The organism is Curtobacterium pusillum, from assembly GCF_007673235.1.
Lineage (GTDB): Bacteria > Actinomycetota > Actinomycetes > Actinomycetales > Microbacteriaceae > Curtobacterium > Curtobacterium pusillum_C.
Map to the genome: position 1 here is coordinate 26,623 of NZ_VDZH01000001.1, position 18,440 is coordinate 45,062.

General features: G+C 69.2%; 17 protein-coding genes. 13 read left to right on the plus strand and 4 right to left on the minus strand.

What is annotated here, in order from left to right:
- Positions 1–11: 11 nt before the first annotated feature.
- On the minus strand, positions 12–575 hold the full coding sequence (locus FS532_RS00150) for an RsmD family RNA methyltransferase (protein ID WP_144749311.1): 564 nt from the start codon (positions 573–575) through the stop codon (positions 12–14).
- 129 nt (positions 576–704) lie between these two features.
- On the opposite strand from FS532_RS00150, the gene FS532_RS00155 reads away from it, so the two are divergent.
- The 9 genes from FS532_RS00155 (at position 705) to FS532_RS00195 (ending at position 11,564) form a co-directional block, all read left to right on the plus strand.
- On the plus strand, positions 705–2,894 hold the full coding sequence (locus tag FS532_RS00155; RefSeq protein WP_144750692.1) for an ATP-dependent DNA helicase RecG: 2,190 nt from the start codon (positions 705–707) through the stop codon (positions 2,892–2,894).
- Between the two features lie 40 nt (positions 2,895–2,934).
- A complete protein-coding gene (coaD, locus tag FS532_RS00160; protein WP_144749313.1) occupies positions 2,935–3,429 on the plus strand; it encodes a pantetheine-phosphate adenylyltransferase in 495 nt (164 codons plus the stop codon).
- Positions 3,430–3,470: 41 nt separating this feature from the next.
- The gene (locus FS532_RS00165) at positions 3,471–4,076 is read left to right on the plus strand and encodes a YceD family protein (RefSeq protein WP_313957225.1); all 606 of its coding nucleotides are present in this window, start codon (positions 3,471–3,473) and stop codon (positions 4,074–4,076) included.
- 48 nt (positions 4,077–4,124) lie between these two features.
- On the plus strand, positions 4,125–4,328 hold the full coding sequence (rpmF, locus tag FS532_RS00170) for a 50S ribosomal protein L32 (RefSeq protein ID WP_022905230.1): 204 nt from the start codon (positions 4,125–4,127) through the stop codon (positions 4,326–4,328).
- A gap of 13 nt (positions 4,329–4,341) precedes the next feature.
- Complete coding sequence (rnc, locus tag FS532_RS00175; protein ID WP_260852428.1) at positions 4,342–5,067, plus strand: ribonuclease III; 726 nt, start codon at positions 4,342–4,344, stop codon at positions 5,065–5,067.
- 4 nt (positions 5,068–5,071) lie between these two features.
- Positions 5,072–6,043 (plus strand): bifunctional DNA-formamidopyrimidine glycosylase/DNA-(apurinic or apyrimidinic site) lyase, encoded by a 972-nt coding sequence (gene mutM / locus FS532_RS00180; protein ID WP_144749315.1) that lies wholly within the window; start codon positions 5,072–5,074, stop codon positions 6,041–6,043.
- Between the two features lie 194 nt (positions 6,044–6,237).
- On the plus strand, positions 6,238–6,780 hold the full coding sequence (locus tag FS532_RS00185) for a hypothetical protein (RefSeq protein ID WP_222121912.1): 543 nt from the start codon (positions 6,238–6,240) through the stop codon (positions 6,778–6,780).
- 10 nt (positions 6,781–6,790) lie between these two features.
- Positions 6,791–7,606 carry an ATP F0F1 synthase synthase gene (locus FS532_RS00190; RefSeq protein ID WP_186321844.1) on the plus strand — a complete coding sequence of 272 codons (816 nt, stop codon included), beginning with the start codon at positions 6,791–6,793 and terminating at the stop codon, positions 7,604–7,606.
- Positions 7,607–7,760: 154 nt separating this feature from the next.
- Positions 7,761–11,564: an AAA family ATPase gene (locus FS532_RS00195; RefSeq protein WP_144749319.1), complete on the plus strand. Its 3,804-nt coding sequence runs from the start codon at positions 7,761–7,763 to the stop codon at positions 11,562–11,564.
- A gap of 193 nt (positions 11,565–11,757) precedes the next feature.
- On the opposite strand, the gene FS532_RS00200 is transcribed toward FS532_RS00195, so the two are convergent.
- Entirely contained in the window at positions 11,758–12,783 is a 1,026-nt protein-coding gene (locus FS532_RS00200; RefSeq protein ID WP_144749321.1) for a TerC family protein, read from the minus strand.
- Positions 12,784–12,998: 215 nt separating this feature from the next.
- Here FS532_RS00200 and ftsY point away from each other — a divergent pair, with 215 nt between their 5' ends.
- Both ftsY and FS532_RS00210 read left to right on the plus strand, forming a co-directional pair.
- On the plus strand, positions 12,999–13,868 hold the full coding sequence (gene ftsY, locus FS532_RS00205) for a signal recognition particle-docking protein FtsY (protein ID WP_144749323.1): 870 nt from the start codon (positions 12,999–13,001) through the stop codon (positions 13,866–13,868).
- A 65-nt stretch (positions 13,869–13,933) separates the two neighbouring features.
- The gene (locus FS532_RS00210; RefSeq protein WP_137767577.1) at positions 13,934–14,092 is read left to right on the plus strand and encodes a DUF4175 domain-containing protein; all 159 of its coding nucleotides are present in this window, start codon (positions 13,934–13,936) and stop codon (positions 14,090–14,092) included.
- A gap of 113 nt (positions 14,093–14,205) precedes the next feature.
- Here the strand turns inward: FS532_RS00210 and lipA are convergent, their stop codons facing one another.
- A complete protein-coding gene (lipA, locus tag FS532_RS00215) occupies positions 14,206–15,189 on the minus strand; it encodes a lipoyl synthase (RefSeq protein ID WP_144749325.1) in 984 nt (327 codons plus the stop codon).
- Positions 15,186–15,902 carry a lipoyl(octanoyl) transferase LipB gene (gene lipB, locus FS532_RS00220; RefSeq protein WP_144749326.1) on the minus strand — a complete coding sequence of 239 codons (717 nt, stop codon included), beginning with the start codon at positions 15,900–15,902 and terminating at the stop codon, positions 15,186–15,188. The genes lipA and lipB overlap by 4 nt, the downstream gene beginning before the upstream one ends.
- A 222-nt stretch (positions 15,903–16,124) precedes the next feature.
- On the opposite strand from lipB, the gene FS532_RS00225 reads away from it, so the two are divergent.
- The gene (locus FS532_RS00225) at positions 16,125–16,772 is read left to right on the plus strand and encodes a VOC family protein (protein WP_144749328.1); all 648 of its coding nucleotides are present in this window, start codon (positions 16,125–16,127) and stop codon (positions 16,770–16,772) included.
- A 32-nt stretch (positions 16,773–16,804) separates the two neighbouring features.
- Positions 16,805–18,361: a signal recognition particle protein gene (ffh, locus tag FS532_RS00230; protein WP_144749330.1), complete on the plus strand. Its 1,557-nt coding sequence runs from the start codon at positions 16,805–16,807 to the stop codon at positions 18,359–18,361.
- Positions 18,362–18,440 lie beyond the last annotated feature (79 nt).

An 18,440-nucleotide genomic window follows, 5' to 3' on the forward strand; every position in this document is an offset into this window, starting at 1 on the left:
GTCCGCCACGCCTACTCGGCCGAGACGACGGCCTCCCACGCCACGGTCTCGCCGTAGCTGCGCTTGCTGAACGGCTCCAGCCCCGCGGGCCACGCGGGCTCCGCCGAGCGCTTGCTCCGCTCCACGATCACCACGGCGTCCTTCGTGAGGCGCGGCACCAGGGCCTCGAGCACCTCGGCGATCTCGTGCTCCGTGACGTCGTACGGCGGATCGATGAACACCAGGTCGAACGTCCGCACGGTCCCGCGCAGGTACCCCAGCACGGGCTGCGGCTGCACGTCGATCCGCACGCCCGGCACGCGCTGCTGCACGGCCTTCGCGTTCGCACGGCACGCCTGTGCCGCCGCCGAGGCACGGTCGACGAGCACCACCTCGACCGCACCGCGCGACGCTGCCTCGAGCCCGAGCGCACCCGTTCCGGCGTAGAGGTCCGCGACCGAGGTGTCGTCGACCAGCCCACGTGCCTCGAGCGACGAGAACAGGGCCTCGCGCACCCGGTCGCTCGTCGGTCGGGTGCCGGACTTCGGCACCCGGAGCGTCGTGGAACCGGCGGCGCCGGCGATGATGCGGGTCATGCAGCCACCGTAGCGGGCCGCCGGGTGCTCCAGCAGTTGTCCACAGGCCTGCCTGGAGGCGCGGGGCACGTCGGTCCTGCCGGGTACCGTTGACGTGTGGTCACGACCGGAACGACAACCGAGCCGGCGGTGCCGGACCTCGGTCCCGCACCGCTCGACGCGCGGTTGGCGAACGTCCTCGGCGGCCGGACGGCGGCCGCCGTCGAGAAGGCGTTCGGGTACCGCACGGTCGGCGAGTTCCTCGAGCACGCGCCACGCAGGTACGCCGAGCGCGGGGCCCTGACGGCGCTCGACTCGTTGGCGATCGGCGAGTCCGTGACGATCGTGGCCGAGGTCGTCGACGTGCGCGAACGGACGATGCGTGCCCGGCGCGGGTCGATCCTCGAAGCGAAGATCGGCGACGGCAAGGGGTTGCTGACCCTGACGTTCTTCAACCAGGGCTGGCGGACGAAGGACCTGGTGCCCGGTGCCCGCGGCATCTTCTCCGGCAAGGTCGGCGACTACCGGGGTGCTCGACAGCTCGCGCACCCGGACTACGAGCTGTTCGACCGTGACGACCCCCGGGCCACCGCTGACCCCGAGTCCGAGGAAGCGATCCGCTTCTCGCGCCAGCCGATCCCGATCTACCCGGCGACGTCGACGTTGACCTCGTGGCAGATCGCCAAGTCGATGGCGATCGTGCTCGACACCCTGCCCGACGTCCCCGACCCGATCCCCGGTCGCGTGCGGACGCGGCTCGACCTCGTGCCGTTCCGTCGCGCCCTGGAACTGCTCCATCGCCCCGAGAAGGTCGCGGACTTCAAGCGCGCTCAGGACGCGCTGCGCTACCGCGAGGCGTTCGTCCTGCAGACCGCCCTCGTGCAGCGCCGCATCGCCGCGCGGGCGACGGCTGCCACTCCTCGGACGGCGTCGCCTGGCGGCACCCTCGCGCGCTTCGACGCCACCCTGCCGTTCACCCTCACCGAGGACCAGCAGTCGGTCGGCGCCGAGATCGCGCACGACCTGGCGGCGGACTGGCCCATGCACCGCCTGGTGCAGGGCGAGGTCGGTTCCGGCAAGACCCTCGTGGCGATCCGCGCGATGCTCACGGTGGCAGAGTCGGGCGGGCAGTCCGCGCTCATCGCCCCGACCGAGGTGCTCGCGGCGCAGCACCTCCGGTCGATCGTGAAGTTCCTCGGCCCCGACCTCGCGGCGGAGCTCCGACCGGTGATCCTCACCGGCTCGCAGTCCACCGACGAACGCCGCCGTGCCCTGCTCGCCGCGGCGTCCGGCAGCTCCCGGCTCGTCGTCGGGACGCACGCGCTCCTCGGCGACCGGGTCGACTTCGCCGAGCTCGGGCTGGTGGTGGTGGACGAACAGCACCGCTTCGGTGTCGAGCAGCGCGAGGCGCTCCGCACGAAGGGCGTGACGCCGCCGCACGTGCTGGTCCTCACCGCGACGCCGATCCCGCGCACGGTGGCGATGACGGTGTTCGGCGACCTCGACGTCTCGACCATCACGGGCCTTCCCTCCGGGCGCGCCGGCGTCGAGACCTTCACGGTGCCGCTCGCCGAGCACCCGGGCTGGGAGTCCCGCATCTGGACCCGCATGGCCGAGGAACTCGCCGACGGGCGGCAGGCCTTCGTGGTGTGCCCCGCGATCGACGACGCCCACACCGAGGACGACGGCGAGCCCGACCCCGAGAGCGACGACGCCCCCAAGCGTGCCCCTGCCACCGTGCTCGCCACGGCGGAACGGATGCGGACCATGCCGGTGCTCGCCGGCCGCCGCATCGAGGTGCTGCACGGCCGTATGACCTCGGAGGAGAAGGACCGCGTCATGACGTCCTTCGCCGCGGGCGACGTCGACGTCCTCGTCGCGACGACCGTGATCGAGGTCGGCGTCGACGTGCCGAACGCCTCGATGATGGCGGTCCTCGACGCCGACCGGTTCGGGGTCTCGCAGCTCCACCAGCTCCGCGGACGCATCGGTCGCGGGCAGTGGGCGGGCGTCTGCCTGCTCGTGACCGCGGCCGAGGCCGAGACGACCTCGCGGGAACGGGTCGACGCGGTGTCGGCGTCCGACGACGGCTTCGAGCTGGCGCGGGTCGACCTCGAGCTCCGGCGCGAAGGCGACGTCCTCGGTGAACGGCAGTCCGGCGGTCGGTCGTCGCTCAACCTGCTGCGGGTGGTCGAGCACGCCGACCTGATCATCGACGCGCGCGAAGAAGCCGAGCGCGTCCTCGAGCCCGACCCGCAGCTCGAGGGCCACCCGGCGCTGCGCGAGGCCCTGGCCCGGCGGCTCGACGAGTCGGACGCCGCGTTCCTCGGCAAGAACTGATCGAGCCGGACGCCCGGGGACGACCGGTATCGTCACTGCCATGGCGCAGATCGCGGTGGTCCCCGGTTCGTTCGATCCCGTGACCCTCGGGCACCTCGACGTGATCGGGCGTGCGGCGGGATTGTTCGACGAGGTGCACGTGCTCGTCGTGCACAACCCGGACAAGAAGCCCGCCATGTTCGACGCCGTCGACCGGGTGCGCCTCATCGAGGAGTCCTTCGTCGAGACCGGCGTCCCCGACAACGTCCGGGTCGGGGAGTGGACCTCCGGTCTGCTCGTCGACTACTGCCGGCAGGTCGGCGCGACGGTCCTGGTCAAGGGTGTCCGTTCCGGCGAGGACGTCGCGTACGAGACCCCGATGGCGATCATGAACCGGCACCTCGCCGACGTCGAGACGGTGTTCCTGCTGCCCGAGGCGTCCCGTGCGCATGTGTCGAGCTCGCTCATCCGTCAGGTCGCCTCGCTCGGCGGCGACGTCGCCCCGTACGTCCCGGCCGTGGTGGCCGCGGCGTTGCACGAGCACACCGGCCGCTGATCGCCGGACGGAACGGGACACGCCCGCCCCTGCCTCGACTCGTGGGCCGGAGCGATGTAGGCTTGTCGACCGTGTCTTCCCACGTGAACAGCCCCTACGCCCTGCGCGTGCGCGATCTCGCGCACCGGCCGGGTGAGATGCGCGAGCACACGCTCGACATCGAGGTGCCGGACGCGATGGGGGCCGGCGTCATCGCCGTCCGACAGGGCGCGTCGATGCAGATCGACCTCCGCCTCGAGGGCCTGCACGAGGGCGTCCTGGTGTCCGGGCACGCGAGTGCCGAGGCTGCGGGGGAGTGCTCGCGCTGCCTCATCGAGATCAGCGAACCCGTTGAGGTCGATTTCGCCGAGCTGTTCGCGTATGATGCCTCGGAGGATTTCGACTTCTTCGTTCACGATGACCACGTGGATTGTGAACAGGTCGTTCGAGATGCGGTGGTGCTGGCGCTGCCGTTCCAGCCGGTCTGTCGACCGGACTGCCCAGGACTCGACCCGGTGACGGGTGAGCGACTGGCCGACATCGGCGAGCAGCGCGCTCACGAGGTCCTGGACCCGCGATGGGCTGCCCTGCAGTCCTTGACGTCCGACAGCACCGACACCCAGACCACCGAGGGTCAGGAGCGGTCCGAAGCCGACCAGGCCGACTGACCGCCCGTCCCTCGACACTGACCACCGACCAACCGAAAGAGAACCACCATGGCCGTTCCCAAGCGCAAGCAGTCCCGTGCCAACACGCACGCCCGTCGTTCGCAGTGGAAGGCCGCGCCGGTCCAGCTCGTGAAGACGATCGAGAACGGCAAGGTCACCTACAGCCTCCCGCACCGTGCCAAGGTCGTCGAGGACTCCGCCGGCACCCCCCTGTACATGGAGTACAAGGGCCGCAAGGTCGCCGACGTCTGATCGGACCGCACGCATGACAGCGACGTCCGGCGTTACGGGGTCCCGCCCCGTGGGGCCGGACGTCGTTCGTCTGCGGGAGCAGCTCGGGGCCGACATCGACCTCGAGCTGCTCCAGCTCGCCCTGACGCACCGTTCGTTCGCGTACGAGCACGGTGGCATCGGGCACAACGAACGCCTCGAGTTCCTCGGGGACTCCATCCTCGGCCAGGCCGTGACCGTGAAGCTCTACCGGTCGTTCCCCGAGCTCGACGAGGGTGACCTTGCCAAGCGGCGGGCGAGCCTGGTGTCGACGGTGGCCCTCGCCGAGATAGCCCGCATGATCGGGCTCGGCGCGTACCTCCGCCTCGGCAAGGGCGAGGAACAGACCGGCGGTCGCGACAAGTCGTCGATCCTGGCCGACACCGTGGAAGCCGTCATCGGCGCCACGTACCTGTCCGCCGGCCCGGACCCGGCGACCGACCTCGTGCTCCGGCTCGTCGAACCGCTGCTGGTCGACCCGGACCGGTTCGGTGCCGCGATGGACCCCAAGACCAGCCTGCAGGAGCTCGCGTCGAGCCTGTCGCTCGGCAACCCGTCGTACCGCGTGACCGAAGCCGGTCCCGACCACGACAAGACCTTCCACGCGACGGTCGTGCTGCAGGGCGAGGACGTCTCCACCGGCTCCGGGTCGAGCAAGAAGACCGCCGAGATGGCCGCCGCGCTCGAGGCGTGGACGCGGCTCTCCGGCCGGGCGGCCTGACCGCGTGCCCGAACTCCCCGAGGTCGAGGTCGTCCGCGCCGGCCTCGAACCCGCCGTCAGCGGTGCGCGTGTGCTGCACGTGGACGTCGTCGACGACCGCGCCCTCACCCGGCACGACGGGCCCGCCGAGGACTTCGCCGACCGGCTGACCGGCCGCACGATCGCCGCCGCGGTCCGCCGGGGCAAGTTCCTCTGGATGCCGCTGCAGCCCGAGCGCGACGGCGACGCTCCAGAGGCCCTCGTCGCGCACCTCGGGATGAGCGGCCAGATCCTGCTGGGTCGGGGGCGCGAGGCGGCGAAGCACCGCCGGATCCTCATCGACGTGCAGCCCGCCGGCACCGACCGCGACGGGACACCGGAGCCCCCGGTCGAGCTCGAGTTCGTCGACCAGCGCACCTTCGGGTCGATGGCGATCGACCAGATGGTCCCGACGATCGACGGCGCGCCCGCGGGCTTCGGCGGTCAGGTCGACGGCGCCGACCCCGACGCCGTGTGGCGCCGGAACATCCCGAAGCAGGTGTCGCACATCGCCCGGGACCCGCTCGACCCCGCGTTCGACGACGACCGGTTCGTCCGGATGGCACGGAAGCGATCGAGCGGCATCAAGCGGGTGCTGCTCGACCAGGGCGTGGTGAGCGGCATCGGGAACATCTACGCCGACGAGTCGCTGTGGGCCGCGAAGCTCAACTACGGCCGACCGGCCGACCGGCTGCCGCGGGCGTCGCTGCAGCTGCTCCTCGACGAGGTCCGCAGCGTCCTCGCACGGGCGCTCGAGGACGGCGGCACGAGCTTCGACGCGCAGTACGTCAACGTGAACGGGCAGTCCGGGTACTTCTCGCAGCGGCTGAACGTGTACGGACAGCAGGGGAAGGCATGCCCGCGTTGCGGGACGACGATCGTCCGTGAGGCCTTCATGAACCGGTCGAGCCACATCTGCCCCGTGTGCCAACCCGCCCCTCGGTCGCGCAGGCGTTAGCAGAACTGGAACTCTCGACGGCTCGGAACACCTAACGACATACACGCCTGGTTCATTGAACTAGCGCCCCGAAAGTCGTTGGTGGCACCGCTACGATATAGCGTCCCGTAGTTATCCACCTTGACTGCCGTATCCGCGCTTGCGAGGCGCAGCGCTTGACGTCGGGCGCACGTTCTTATAGCTTTACGAGGGACTTGGGGGTACTCGACTTGTTGATTCTGCTGCGCGCATTGCTGACCTTCAACGCAACATCGCTACTGTTAGTCATTTATTTCGTCAAGAGCGTGAGTTTTGACGCAGACTCACCCAATCCTTGGGGCTATGCGTTGCCGGTCAGTCTCGTTCTGGTACCGCTACTGTCGACGGGGGTCAGTGTTAAACTTGCGGGTCGATTGACCGCTGATAATTTCCCAGTGGGAAGTGTTACATCACTGTCTCATGCGAGTAATGTTTTTCTGCCAAGTTACTTAGGGTACTTTTTTGTGGCGCTGAGTGTCCCGAATTGGCCAACGTTGATCTTTGTTTACGCGATACTGTCAGTGTTCACTTACTTCTCTCAAGCGCTTTACTTCAATCCCCTATTTCTACTGTATGGTTACCGCTTTTATTCGATCCGGACGATCGATGGGCTGGAAGCGTTCCTTATAAGCAAGGCCGATTGGCGGACGCCGGCACAGGTGTATGTGAAGTTTGCGCATCGCGTCAATGGCTTCACGTTCATTCATGGAAAGGCTTGAAATGGATCACGTGTACGCGAAGCTGCAAAGGCAGCGCGTAGCACCCTACCGCCGCATTATGTCGAATTCGACGCTATTCGATGAGGCCGACCTGGGACTGAGTGCTCGCGCGCCGTACGATCCGAACACGCTTCTGGAAGAGGGAGAGTGGTTTGCACTCCAAGACTTCCGCGACCAAGATTTTTCCTTGGACGTACTGCGTGATGGCCTTGCTTCGACGAGTGTGGCAGAGTTGAAAAAGGATGAGTTCCGCAAGATCTCTTATGTGATGTCGGTCCAGGGTGGTAATTTCCACTTTCAACGTGTCCGTCCGGCTGCCTTCATACGCAGGCGGTCCATAGTTTTCGGCGATGTTGCCTTGGTTGAGGAGCCTCGCAACAGGATCGTTCTCAACGAGCGTCCGGATGCAGTGTTTGTTGCCTCCGAGAACACCCTTCTTTTCCGGGATCTGGTAGCAATCTCGGCTATTTTCAAAGGTATTGACGTCCTTTATCAAGAGGCAACATCCGCGGAGGTGGAAACCTTCTTAGGGCAGAGTTTTGTCGCCAGCGATCTCGCGGTCAGTGGCGTGTCGAAACCAAACAGGAAGCGTATCGCGCTCGCTGCCGCGTCTCTCGACCAGATGACTGATGATGAGAAGAAGGAGATCTTCGATTATATCAGTGAGTACGGCGACGGTCGTCTCGACTATGACGAGGCAGCGCAAACCTTCCTCATTCAGACTGATGAAGAGTTGAAAATGCTGCTGTTCGGGATTGAGCAGCGCTTCTACACGACACAGGTAGGGGCTGAACGTCGTCTTGCAAACTCTGTAATCAAGCTTTAGGGGCGAAGGGTGATGTGTGCAGGAAGGATCCCAGTGCCGTAGCGAGGTTCGATATGTTCTCGGCGCATGGAGCGCCTGCCGACTCTCGATGCGCTCGGGCGTTACGCTGGCGCGGACCGCAATCGCCGCACGAGCGAGCACACCCGGAGACCGCATGTACTTGAAGAGCCTGACCATCAAGGGGTTCAAGTCCTTCGCGCAGCCAACGACGTTCGCGTTCGAGCCCGGCGTGACGTGCATCGTCGGTCCGAACGGCTCCGGGAAGTCCAACGTGGTGGACGCCCTCGCCTGGGTGATGGGGGAGCAGGGGGCGAAGACCCTCCGCGGCGGCAAGATGGAGGACGTCATCTTCGCCGGCACCTCGACGCGTGGGCCGCTCGGGCGCGCGCAGGTGCTCCTGACGATCGACAACGCCGACGGCCTGCTGCCGATCGAGTACTCCGAGGTGACGATCTCGCGCACGCTCTTCCGCAACGGTGGCAGCGAGTACGCGATCAACGGGGAGAACTGCCGGCTGCTCGACGTCCAGGAGCTCCTGAGCGACACCGGCCTCGGCCGCGAGATGCACGTCATCGTCGGGCAGGGGCAGCTCGACAAGGTCCTGCACGCCACCCCGGAGGACCGCCGCGGCTTCATCGAGGAAGCAGCGGGCATCCTGAAGCACCGGCGCCGCAAGGAGAAGACCCTCCGCAAGCTCGACGCGATGCAGACGAACCTGACGCGGTTGTCCGACCTGGCGGGGGAGATCCGCCGGCAGCTGAAGCCGCTCGGTCGCCAGGCCGAGGTCGCTCGCAAGGCGCAGTCCGTCGCCGCGGTCGCCCGTGACGCCAAGGCACGCATCCTCGCCGACGACGTGGTCCGGCTCCGCCGTGAGCTGCACGAGCACCAGGAGGTCGAGGCCGGCCGCAAGTCCGAGCGCATCGTCCTGCAGGAGCGACTCGACCAGACGCGGGTGCGACAGCAGCACGTCGAGCAGAGCATGGTCGGCGACGACGTCGACCGCGCCCGGACCGTGGTGCACCGGCTGGAGAGCGTGCAGGAGCGGCTCCGCGGGCTGTCGAGCCTGGCGAACCAGCGCCTGATGTTCCTCGCCCAGCAGGCAGACGCACCACAGCAGGGGCCCACGATCACGCCCGAGCGGGTGCAGGGCGTCCGGAACGAGGCCGACCGGCTCGAGGCCCAGGCGGCCGCGATGACGGGCGGCATGGCGACCGCGGCGCAGCAGGTCCAGGAGGCCCGGGCCGCGCTCGACGCCCTCGACGAGCGGATCGCCGCCCAGGCAGCCCTCGTCTCCCAGCACGACCTCGAGGCCCAGCGGCTCGCGTCCGCGGTGGACGTCGCCCGGTCGAAGCGCGGTTCGGCGGTCGCGGACCGGGAGCGCCGGGAACGGGCGCTCACCGAGGCCGGGGAGCGCGCCGAGCGTGCTGCTGCGGCCCTCGCCGAGCTCGGGACCGACCCGTCCGAGGGCGTGGACGACGCGGCGCTCGCCTCGGCGCTCGAGGCCGCCCGCGAGCAGCAGGAGGCAGCCCAGACCGCTCGCGACGAACGCCGCGACCGGCTGCACGCCCTGGAACGCGAACGGGACGCCCTCGACGCCCGCGTGGCCGCGCTCGGCATGTCGATCGACGTGCGTGACGGTTCGCAGGCGCTCATCGACGCCGGTCGCGCCGGCATCGTCGGTCGTCTGGCCGACAGCCTGACGGTCACGCCCGGCTTCGAGGGAGCGATCGCGGTCGCCCTCGACGGCCTCGCCGACGCCGTGCTCGTCGACGACCGCACGGTCGCGCTCGACGCCGTCGCGCACGCCCGCTCGGAGGACATCGGCCGCATCGACGTGGTCGTCGCCGATGCCCCCGGCCCGACGAGCGCGCTGCCCGATCGGCTGCCCGCCGGGGTCCGTCGCGCCCTCGACGTCGTGCAGGGGCCGCCGGCCCTCGCCGCGATCCTGCGGGACACGCTCATCGCGGACGCCTCCGCTCACGCGGACACGGACGATGCGGTCGACCTGGAGGCAGTGCTCACCGCCGCCCCGCAGGCGACGGTCGTCACGCGGTCCGGTGACCTGGTCCGTGCGGTCCGCGTGACCGGCGGCGGTGCGCGGGTGACCTCCCGCATCGAACTCGTCGCGGAGCGCGACGACGCCGTGACCCGGCGCGAGGCCATCGCGAGCGACGCGGAGGACGCGGCCACGCGCCTCCAGGCCGCTCGCAGCGCCGTCGAGGACGCACGCCGCCGGGCGGACGAGGCCGACGCCGCGTCCCGCGCGTACGCGAAGGCGACGGCCGAGTACGACCGGGCGAGCGCGTCGACGCGTGCGAAGGCGGAGAACGCCGCGGCCGAGGTGGAGCGGCTCAGGGCTGCCCTCGTCGAGACGGACGGTGCGGTCGAGACGGCCCAGGCGACGCTCGACGAGGCGGAACGCACGCACCGCGAGTTCACCGAACGGCCGCGACCCGTGGTCGACGCGTCCGGACGCCCGGGCCTCCAGGACGCGCTCGAGGTGGCGCGTGCGGCGGAGATCGAGCAGCGGATCCAGGTCGAGACCGTTCGCGAACGGGTGCGCTCGGAGCGCCGCCGGGCCGACCAGTTGGAGCGCCAGCTCGAGGCCGAACGCGCCGCCGCCGAGGAAGCCGCTCGCCGCGCGGTCGTCCGACGCGGGCAGATCGCCGTGGCCGAGGGCGTGCTCGCCGACCTGCCGGGGCTGCTCGGCGCGGTGGACCGTTCGCTCGCCGAGGCCCGCGTACAGCTCGCGACCGAGGAGTCCGAGCGGTCGAAGCGGAACACCGAGCTGCAGACGATCCGGAACGAGGAGCGCGAGCTCCGCGACCGACTGCAGACCATCACCGACGGGGTGCACTCGCTCGAGATGGAGATCTACGAGAAGAAGCTGCACGTGTCCGGCGTGCTCGACCGGGCGCAGAGCGAGCTCGGCCTGGTCGAGGCCGTGCTCGTCGCGGAGTACGGGCCGCACGTGCCGGTGCCGGTCGACGTGCTCGTCGACCCCAGGGTCCTCGCCCGGAAGCACCGCGAGGCCGAACGGGCCGCGGCCGCCGCGGCGGCGGAGGCCGCGGGCGTCGAGCCCGAGACGGACGCGACCGACACCGAGACCGAGACCGACACCGAGACCGACGCTTCGACGGACGCCGAGACCGTGACGGACGCCGACGACGTGCCCGAGCTCGTCGACGCCGAGTCCACCCTTCCCGGCGGCCCGGCGCTGCCCGAGTTCGACGCCACGGACGAGGTCGACCCCGCCGACGTCGAGACCGTGCCGTACAACCGGGCCGAGCAGGAGCGCCGGCTCAAGTCCGCCGAGCGTGACCTCGGGCAGCTCGGCAAGGTGAACCCCCTCGCGCTCGAGGAGTTCCAGGCGCTCGAGCAGCGGCACGCGTTCCTCGCCGAGCAGCTCGAGGATCTGCAGAAGACCCGCACGGACCTGATGACGATCATCGACGAGCTCGACACGAAGATGCAGACGATCTTCGAGTCGGCGTTCGACGACACCAAGGAAGCGTTCGACGTCATCTTCCCGATCCTCTTCCCGGGCGGGACGGGGTCGATCACCCTCACGAACCCGGACGACCTGCTGAACACCGGTCTCGAGGTCCAGGTGAAGCCCGCGGGCAAGAAGATCGACCGCCTGACGCTGCTGTCCGGTGGCGAGCGGTCCCTGGCGGCGGTGGCGCTCCTCGTGGCGATCTTCACGGCCCGACCGTCGCCGTTCTACATCATGGACGAGGTCGAGGCGGCACTGGACGACGCGAACCTCGGGCGCCTGCTCACCGTGTTCGAGCGGCTCCGGGCGTCGTCGCAGCTCATCGTCATCACGCACCAGAAGCGCACGATGGAGATCGCCGACGCGCTGTACGGCGTCTCGATGCGGCAGGACGGCGTCTCGGCGGTCGTCGGGCAGCGCGTCCAGAAGCGCGAGCCGGAGCCGGTGGACGCGGTCGCGTAGCGCGGTGCCGCCCCTGCCCCACCGCGAAAGCGACAGATCTCCGCGAACGTTCCGCAGCGATCTGTCGCTTCGGCGGACGGGACCGGGGCCGCAGCCGCGATGAGTCGCTTTCGCGACATGGCCGCGACCGGCAGACGGACGGGAGGCGCGGTGCCAGCTGGCACCGCGCCTCCAGTCCGAGGAGGGGTCGCGACTACTTCGCGTCGGCCTCGACCGTCTTCTGCGAGCCCGTCGGGGTGAGCCCGCGCTCGGCGCGCTTCTTCGAGACCACCAGCGACGCGACCGTCGCGACGGCGATCGTCAGCATGATGAAGCCCAGCGAGAACCAGATCGGGATCTCGGGAGCCCACTCGATGTGCTCGCCACCGTTGATGAACGGGAGCTCGTTGACGTGCATGGCGTGGAAGACGAGCTTCACGCCGATGAAGCCGAGGATGACGGCGAGCCCCTGGCCGAGGTAGATGAGCCGCTCGAGCAGCCCCGCGATGAGGAAGTACAGCTGGCGGAGGCCGAGGAGCGAGAACGCGTTCGCGGTGAACACGATGAAGGCGTCCTGCGTGAGGCCGAAGATCGCCGGGATCGAGTCGAGGGCGAACAGCACGTCGGTCAGGCCGATCGCGACCATCACGAGCAGCATCGGGGTGAAGAGCCGCTTGCCGTCGACCTTGGTGGTCAGGCGGTCGCCGTCGTAGTCCTTCGAGGTCGGGATGACGCGGCGGAGGATCCGGATGAGGCGGGAGTCGCCCTCGGACGCGTCGTGCTCACCGCTGCTGCGGGCCTGGGACCAGGCGAGCCAGAACAGCAGTGCGCCGAACAGGTAGAACACCCACGAGAAGTTGTCGATGATCGTCACGCCGAGGGCGATGAACACGCCGCGGGCCACCAGGGCGATCGCGACGCCGACGAGCAGCACCTTCTGCTGGAACTCCTTCGGCACCGCGAAGCTCGACATGATGATCAGGAACACGAACAGGTTGTCGACCGACAGCGCCTTCTCGGTGAGCCAGCCGGCGAAGTACTCGCCACCGGCCTGACCGCCACCGAAGACGAGGATTCCGATGCCGAACACGATCGCCAGGCCGATGTAGAACACCGACCAGAACGCGGATTCCCTGATGTGCGGCACGTGCGGCGTGCGCACGTGCGAGAAGAAGTCGAACACCAGCAGCGCGAGGATGCCTGCGATGGTGAGGAGCCAGACGTAGAGAGGGACGTCCACGGAATTCCTTCAGGTGAGGGCGCAACCAGGTGGTGGGTACGCCGAGGCCTGAAGGTCTCTTCCGCCGGCGGGCTGTGCTGCTGCCCGACCGACCGGCGCCCCGGGTCCGGATCGTTCCGGACCGTACTGACGGGGACACCGAGGAGGAATACTCCCCTTCGTGTCCCCGAGCATACCGGGCACAGGAGACATGCGCCGCGCTCTAAGCTGGGAGCATGGCGAGTTCCTGGTCACTGTCCTCCCGGCTGCGCGGGCTGTTCCAGCGCAAGACGATCGACGAGACGACGTGGGACGACCTCGAGACGGCCCTCATCGGTGCGGATTTCGGCCCGGACATCGCGGACGAGATCATCGAGGACCTCCACGCCCGCGTCGACCGGTACGGCACCACCGACCCCGCCGACCTGCAGCGCATGCTCCGCGAGGTCCTCGAGGAACGGCTCTCCAAGCTCGACACCACCCTGAAGCTCAGTGCGCGCCCGGCCGTCGTGCTCGTCGTCGGGGTGAACGGCGTCGGCAAGACGACCACGATCGGCAAGTTCGCCAAGTTCCTGAAGACCTACGACCGCACCGTGCTGGTCGGCGCGGCGGACACCTTCCGTGCCGCAGCCGTCGAGCAGGTCGCGACGTGGGCGCAGCGTGCCGGCGTCGACGTGGTGCGGCCGTCACAGCCCGGCCAGGACCCGGCATCGGTGGCCTACCAGACGGTCGAGAAGGCCATCCGCGAGGGCACCGAGATCGTCGTCATCGACACCGCGGGTCGCCTGCACACCAAGGCCGGGCTGATGGACGAGCTCACCAAGATCAAGCGCGTGGTCGAGAAGCAGACCGAGATCAGCGAGGTCCTGCTCGTCCTCGACGCCACGACCGGGCAGAACGGTCTGGCGCAGGCCCAGGCGTTCATCGAGGGTGCCGGCGTCACGGGGCTCGTCATCACGAAGCTCGACGGGTCGGCCAAGGCCGGGTTCGTGCTGAGCGTGCAGGAGAAGACCGGCATCCCGATCAAGCTGATCGGGCAGGGCGAGGGCATCAACGACCTCACCGGTTTCACCCCGCACGTGTTCGTGCAGAACCTCGTGGGCTGATTCCGAGTAGCGTCCCTGTCGGCCCGGGCATCCGCTCGGTCTCGTTCCAGGGATAGGAGACCCTCATGCCCGCACTGCTGATCATCGCGATCATCGTCGGCCTCGTCCTGCTCTTCAGCGGCATCTTCGTCGGTGCGCTGAAGTTCCTGCTCTGGGTGGGCATCGTGCTCATCCTGCTGGCGGTCATCGGCTGGCTCCTCCGGAGCATCCGCGGTCGCGCGTAGCGACCGGCTGTCGCGTCTCGACGCGACCACCTGACGGACGGGAGGCGCGGTGCCAGCTGGCACCGCGCCTCCCGTCCGTCGTGCTGTCGCGTCTGCGGACCGCAGGCCGCTGGTCAGACCGCCTGGCGGCCCGGCGCTGCGTCCAGCAGGTGGGACAGGTGCTCCGGCACCGTGCCGCCTCGGGCGACCGTGGCGCGTGCCCACAGGCGTCCGGCGCGGTACGACGAGCGGACGAGCGGCCCGGCCAGGACGCCGGCGTACCCCATCTGCTCCGCGACCTCGCGCAGCTCGACGAACTCCTCCGGCTTGACCCAGCGGGCGACCGGCAGGTGGCGCGGCGACGGGCGGAGGTACTGCGTCAGCGTGATGATGTCGGTGCCGGCGTCGTACAGGCGCTGCAGGGCGTCCTCGATCTCGATGCGCTCCTCGCCCATGCCGAGGATGAGGTTCGACTTCGTGACGAGCCCGGCGTCACGACCTTGCGTGATGACGTCGAGCGAGCGCTCGAACGTGAAGGCCGGGCGGATGCGCTTGAAGATGCGCGGCACGGTCTCGACGTTGTGCGCGAAGACCTCGGGCCGGGCATCGAACACCTGGCCGAGCTGGTCCGGGCGACCGTTGAAGTCCGGCACGAGGATCTCCACGCCGGTGCCGGGGGAGTGCTCGTGGATCTGACGGATGGTCTCGGCGTACAGCCAGGAGCCGCCGTCCTCCAGGTCGTCGCGGGCGACACCGGTGACCGTGGCGTACTTCAGCCCCATCGACACGACGGAGTCCGCGACCCGCCGGGGCTCGTCGCGGTCGAGCGGCTCGGGCTTGCCGGTGTCGATCTGGCAGAAGTCGCAGCGGCGCGTGCACTGGGAGCCGCCGATGAGGAAGGTTGCCTCGCGGTCCTCCCAGCACTCGAAGATGTTCGGGCAGCCGGCCTCCTGGCAGACGGTGTGCAGCTGCTTGTCCTTGACCAGGGCGGACAGCTCGCGGAACTCCGGGCCCTGGGTGGCACGGGTCTTGATCCACCCGGGCTTCGTCTCGATCGGGGTCTCGGCGTTGCGGGCCTCGACGCGGAGCATCCGGCGGCCTTCGGGGGCGAGGGTCATACGAGGGTCTCCTGTCGTGCGGTGCTGCTGATCCGGTTCCTGGTGTGCATGCCGTCGACCGCGGCCTGGGTGCGGTCGGCGACCACCGCGGCGACCTCGTCCACGGAGGTCGTGCGGCCGGCGGCTGCGCTGAGGGTCGTGACGCCGGCGTCGGCGATGCCGCACGGGACGATCGCGGCGTAGGCGTCGAGTGCGTTCGTGCAGTTGATCGCGATGCCGTGGCTGGTGACGCCTTCGGCCACGTGCAGCCCGATGGCGCCGACCTTCGCGGCGGCGCCGACCTTCGCGGTGGTGGCGGCCTCGGCGGCGCGTCCGCCACGCTGGCTGGTCCAGGCGCCGCTCCGGCCCTCGACCCGTTCGGCGTGCACCCCCACGGCGGCGGCTGCGTCGATGATCACCTGCTCGAGGTCGCGTACCCACGCCACGACGTCGAGCGGCTCGGCCAGTCGGACGATCGGGTACGCCACGAGCTGCCCTGGGCCGTGCCAGGTGATGCGTCCGCCGCGGTCGACCTCGACCACGGGGGAGCCGTCGGTCGGCAGGTCGGACGGCTCGGTACGGCGGCCCGCGGTGTACACGGACGGGTGCTCGCAGAGGACGAGGGCCCCCGGGGAGCGGCCCGCGACGACGTCGGCGCGGAGCTGCTGCTGGAGGGCAAGTCCCTCGGCGTAGTCGAGGAGACCCGGCCGTCGGACGATCTCGAGTTCCGGCATGGGCGACAGGCTACGACAGTTTCTGTACTCCGTCCAACAAAGGGCGACGGCCTGTGGGGTGAGACTGTTTCGCGCGTGGGAGGTCGTTTCGCTCGTAGGGCGCTGTTCTGCGCATAGGAGGCAGGGCGTTCCTGCCTCCTACGCGCAGTTCGGCTTCCTACAGCGCGTGCGATGGGACGGAACGGTTGACCTCAACCCCGGTTGAAGAGGTGGAGTGGGGGCATGGAGATCAGACAGGTCCAGCTCGCGACCCGGGCGCTCGACGAGACGGCACACTTCTACGAGCGACTCGGCCGCCCGGTCGTCGTGGACCGGGATGCTGCACACGTCACCGTCGGCTCGACACGACTCGCCTTCCGGGCGCACGACGACATGTCGGGCGCGCACCACCTCGCGTTCACGATCCCGACCGGTTCGTTCGCGGCGGCGAAGTCGTGGATCGCGGGCGTCGCGACGGTGCTCGGCGTGGACGACTCCGACGAGTTCGAGGGCCCGCCGAACTGGAACTCGCGCTCGGTGTACTTCGAGGGGCCGGACCGACAGCTGCTCGAACTCATCGAGCGGCGTGACCTCAGTCCCAATGGCGCTGCGGACCCGGCCCCGCTCGTCTCGGTCAGCGAGGTCGGCGTCGCGGTGCCCGACGTCTCGGTTGCCGTCGAAACGCTGCGTCGACACGGACTCGAGCCGTACGCGAACGCGCCCGGCCCGGACTTCGCACCCGTCGGCGACGTGCACGGTCTGCTCATCCTGGTGTCGCCCGGACGGAAGTGGTTCCCGACCCTCGACCGCGCGCCGTCGACCGCTCCAGTGGTCGTCGACGTCGGGCTCGGGCAGACCGTCACGGTGGCCGAAGGGGTGCTCCTGCGGTGAACCGTCCGACGCCCTTGTAGAATCGACGGATCATGGCGCAATTCGGTTCACTCTCCGATCGGCTGACCGAGACCTTCCGCAATCTGCGGAGCAAGGGTCGGCTGACTCCGTCCGACGTCGACGGCACCGTCCGCGAGATCCGGCGGGCGCTCCTCGACGCCGACGTCGCGCTCGAGGTCGTCAAGGCGTTCACTGCAGCAGTGCGCGAGCGCGCCCTCTCCGACGAGGTCAACCGCGCGCTCAACCCGGCGCAGCAGGTCGTCCAGATCGTCAACGAGGAACTCGTCGGCATCCTGGGCGGGCAGCAGCGTCGCCTCGAGTTCGCGAAGAAGCCGCCGACGGTCATCATGCTCGCGGGTCTGCAGGGTGCCGGCAAGACCACCCTCGCCGGCAAGCTCGGCAAGTGGCTCAAGAAGGACGGCCACACGCCGATGCTCGTCGCGGCGGACCTCCAGCGTCCGAACGCCGTGCAGCAGCTGCAGGTCGTCGGCGAGCAGGCCGGCGTGCACGTCTTCGCACCGGAGCCCGGCAACGGCATCGGCGACCCGGTCAAGGTCGCGAAGAACGCCATCAAGGCCGCGGTCGACCAGCAGTACGACACGGTCATCGTGGACACCGCCGGTCGACTGGGTGTCGACGCCGAGCTCATGAAGCAGGCCGCGAACATCCGCAAGGCCGTCGACCCGGACGAGGTCCTGTTCGTCATCGACGCGATGATCGGTCAGGACGCCGTCAACACCGCCCGCGCCTTCCAGGAGGGCGTCGACTTCACCGGCGTCGTCCTGTCGAAGCTCGACGGTGACGCCCGCGGTGGTGCGGCCCTGTCGGTCGCCAGCGTGACCGGCCGCCCGATCATGTTCGCCTCCACGGGTGAGGGCCTCGACGACTTCGAGCCGTTCCACCCGGACCGCATGGCGAGCCGCATCCTCGACCTCGGCGACATCCTCTCCCTCATCGAGCAGGCCCAGGGCGCCTTTGACGAGGAAGAGGCCCGCAAGGTCGCGGACAAGATCGCGTCCGACAGCTTCACCCTGAACGACTTCCTGCAGCAGATGCAGCAGCTCCGCAAGGCCGGCTCGATCAAGGGCATGCTCGGGATGCTCCCGGGCGCGAAGGGCATGCGCGAGGCGCTCGACAACTTCGACGAGCGCGAGATCGTGCGCACCGAGGCGATCATCCAGTCGATGACCCCGCAGGAGCGTGAACTCCCGAAGCTCCTGAACGGCTCCCGTCGACTCCGCATCGCGAAGGGTGCCGGCTCGACCGTGACCGAGGTCAACGCCCTCGTGAACCGGTTCGAGCAGGCCGCGAAGATGATGAAGACCGTCGCACGCGGTGGCGTCCCGCAGATGCCCGGCATGGGTCCGATCCCCGGCATGCACGGCGGCAAGAAGCAGCAGCAGGGCGGCGGCAAGAAGAAGTCCAAGGTCGGCAACCCGGCGAAGCGTGCGGCCCTCGCGGCCGGTGCAGCGGCCGCGCCGCAGCAGGCGCCGAAGGGCTCCGGCCTCGGGCTCGGCGGCGGTGCCAAGGGCGGCAAGGCGCCGACCGAGGAAGAGCTGGCGAGCCTGCAGAAGTTCCTGGGTCGCTGACGCGACCGCCAGCAGACGGGAGGCCCGTGGCGGATCCGCCACGGGCCTCCCGTCTGTCTGTGCGCACGTCGCGACGTTC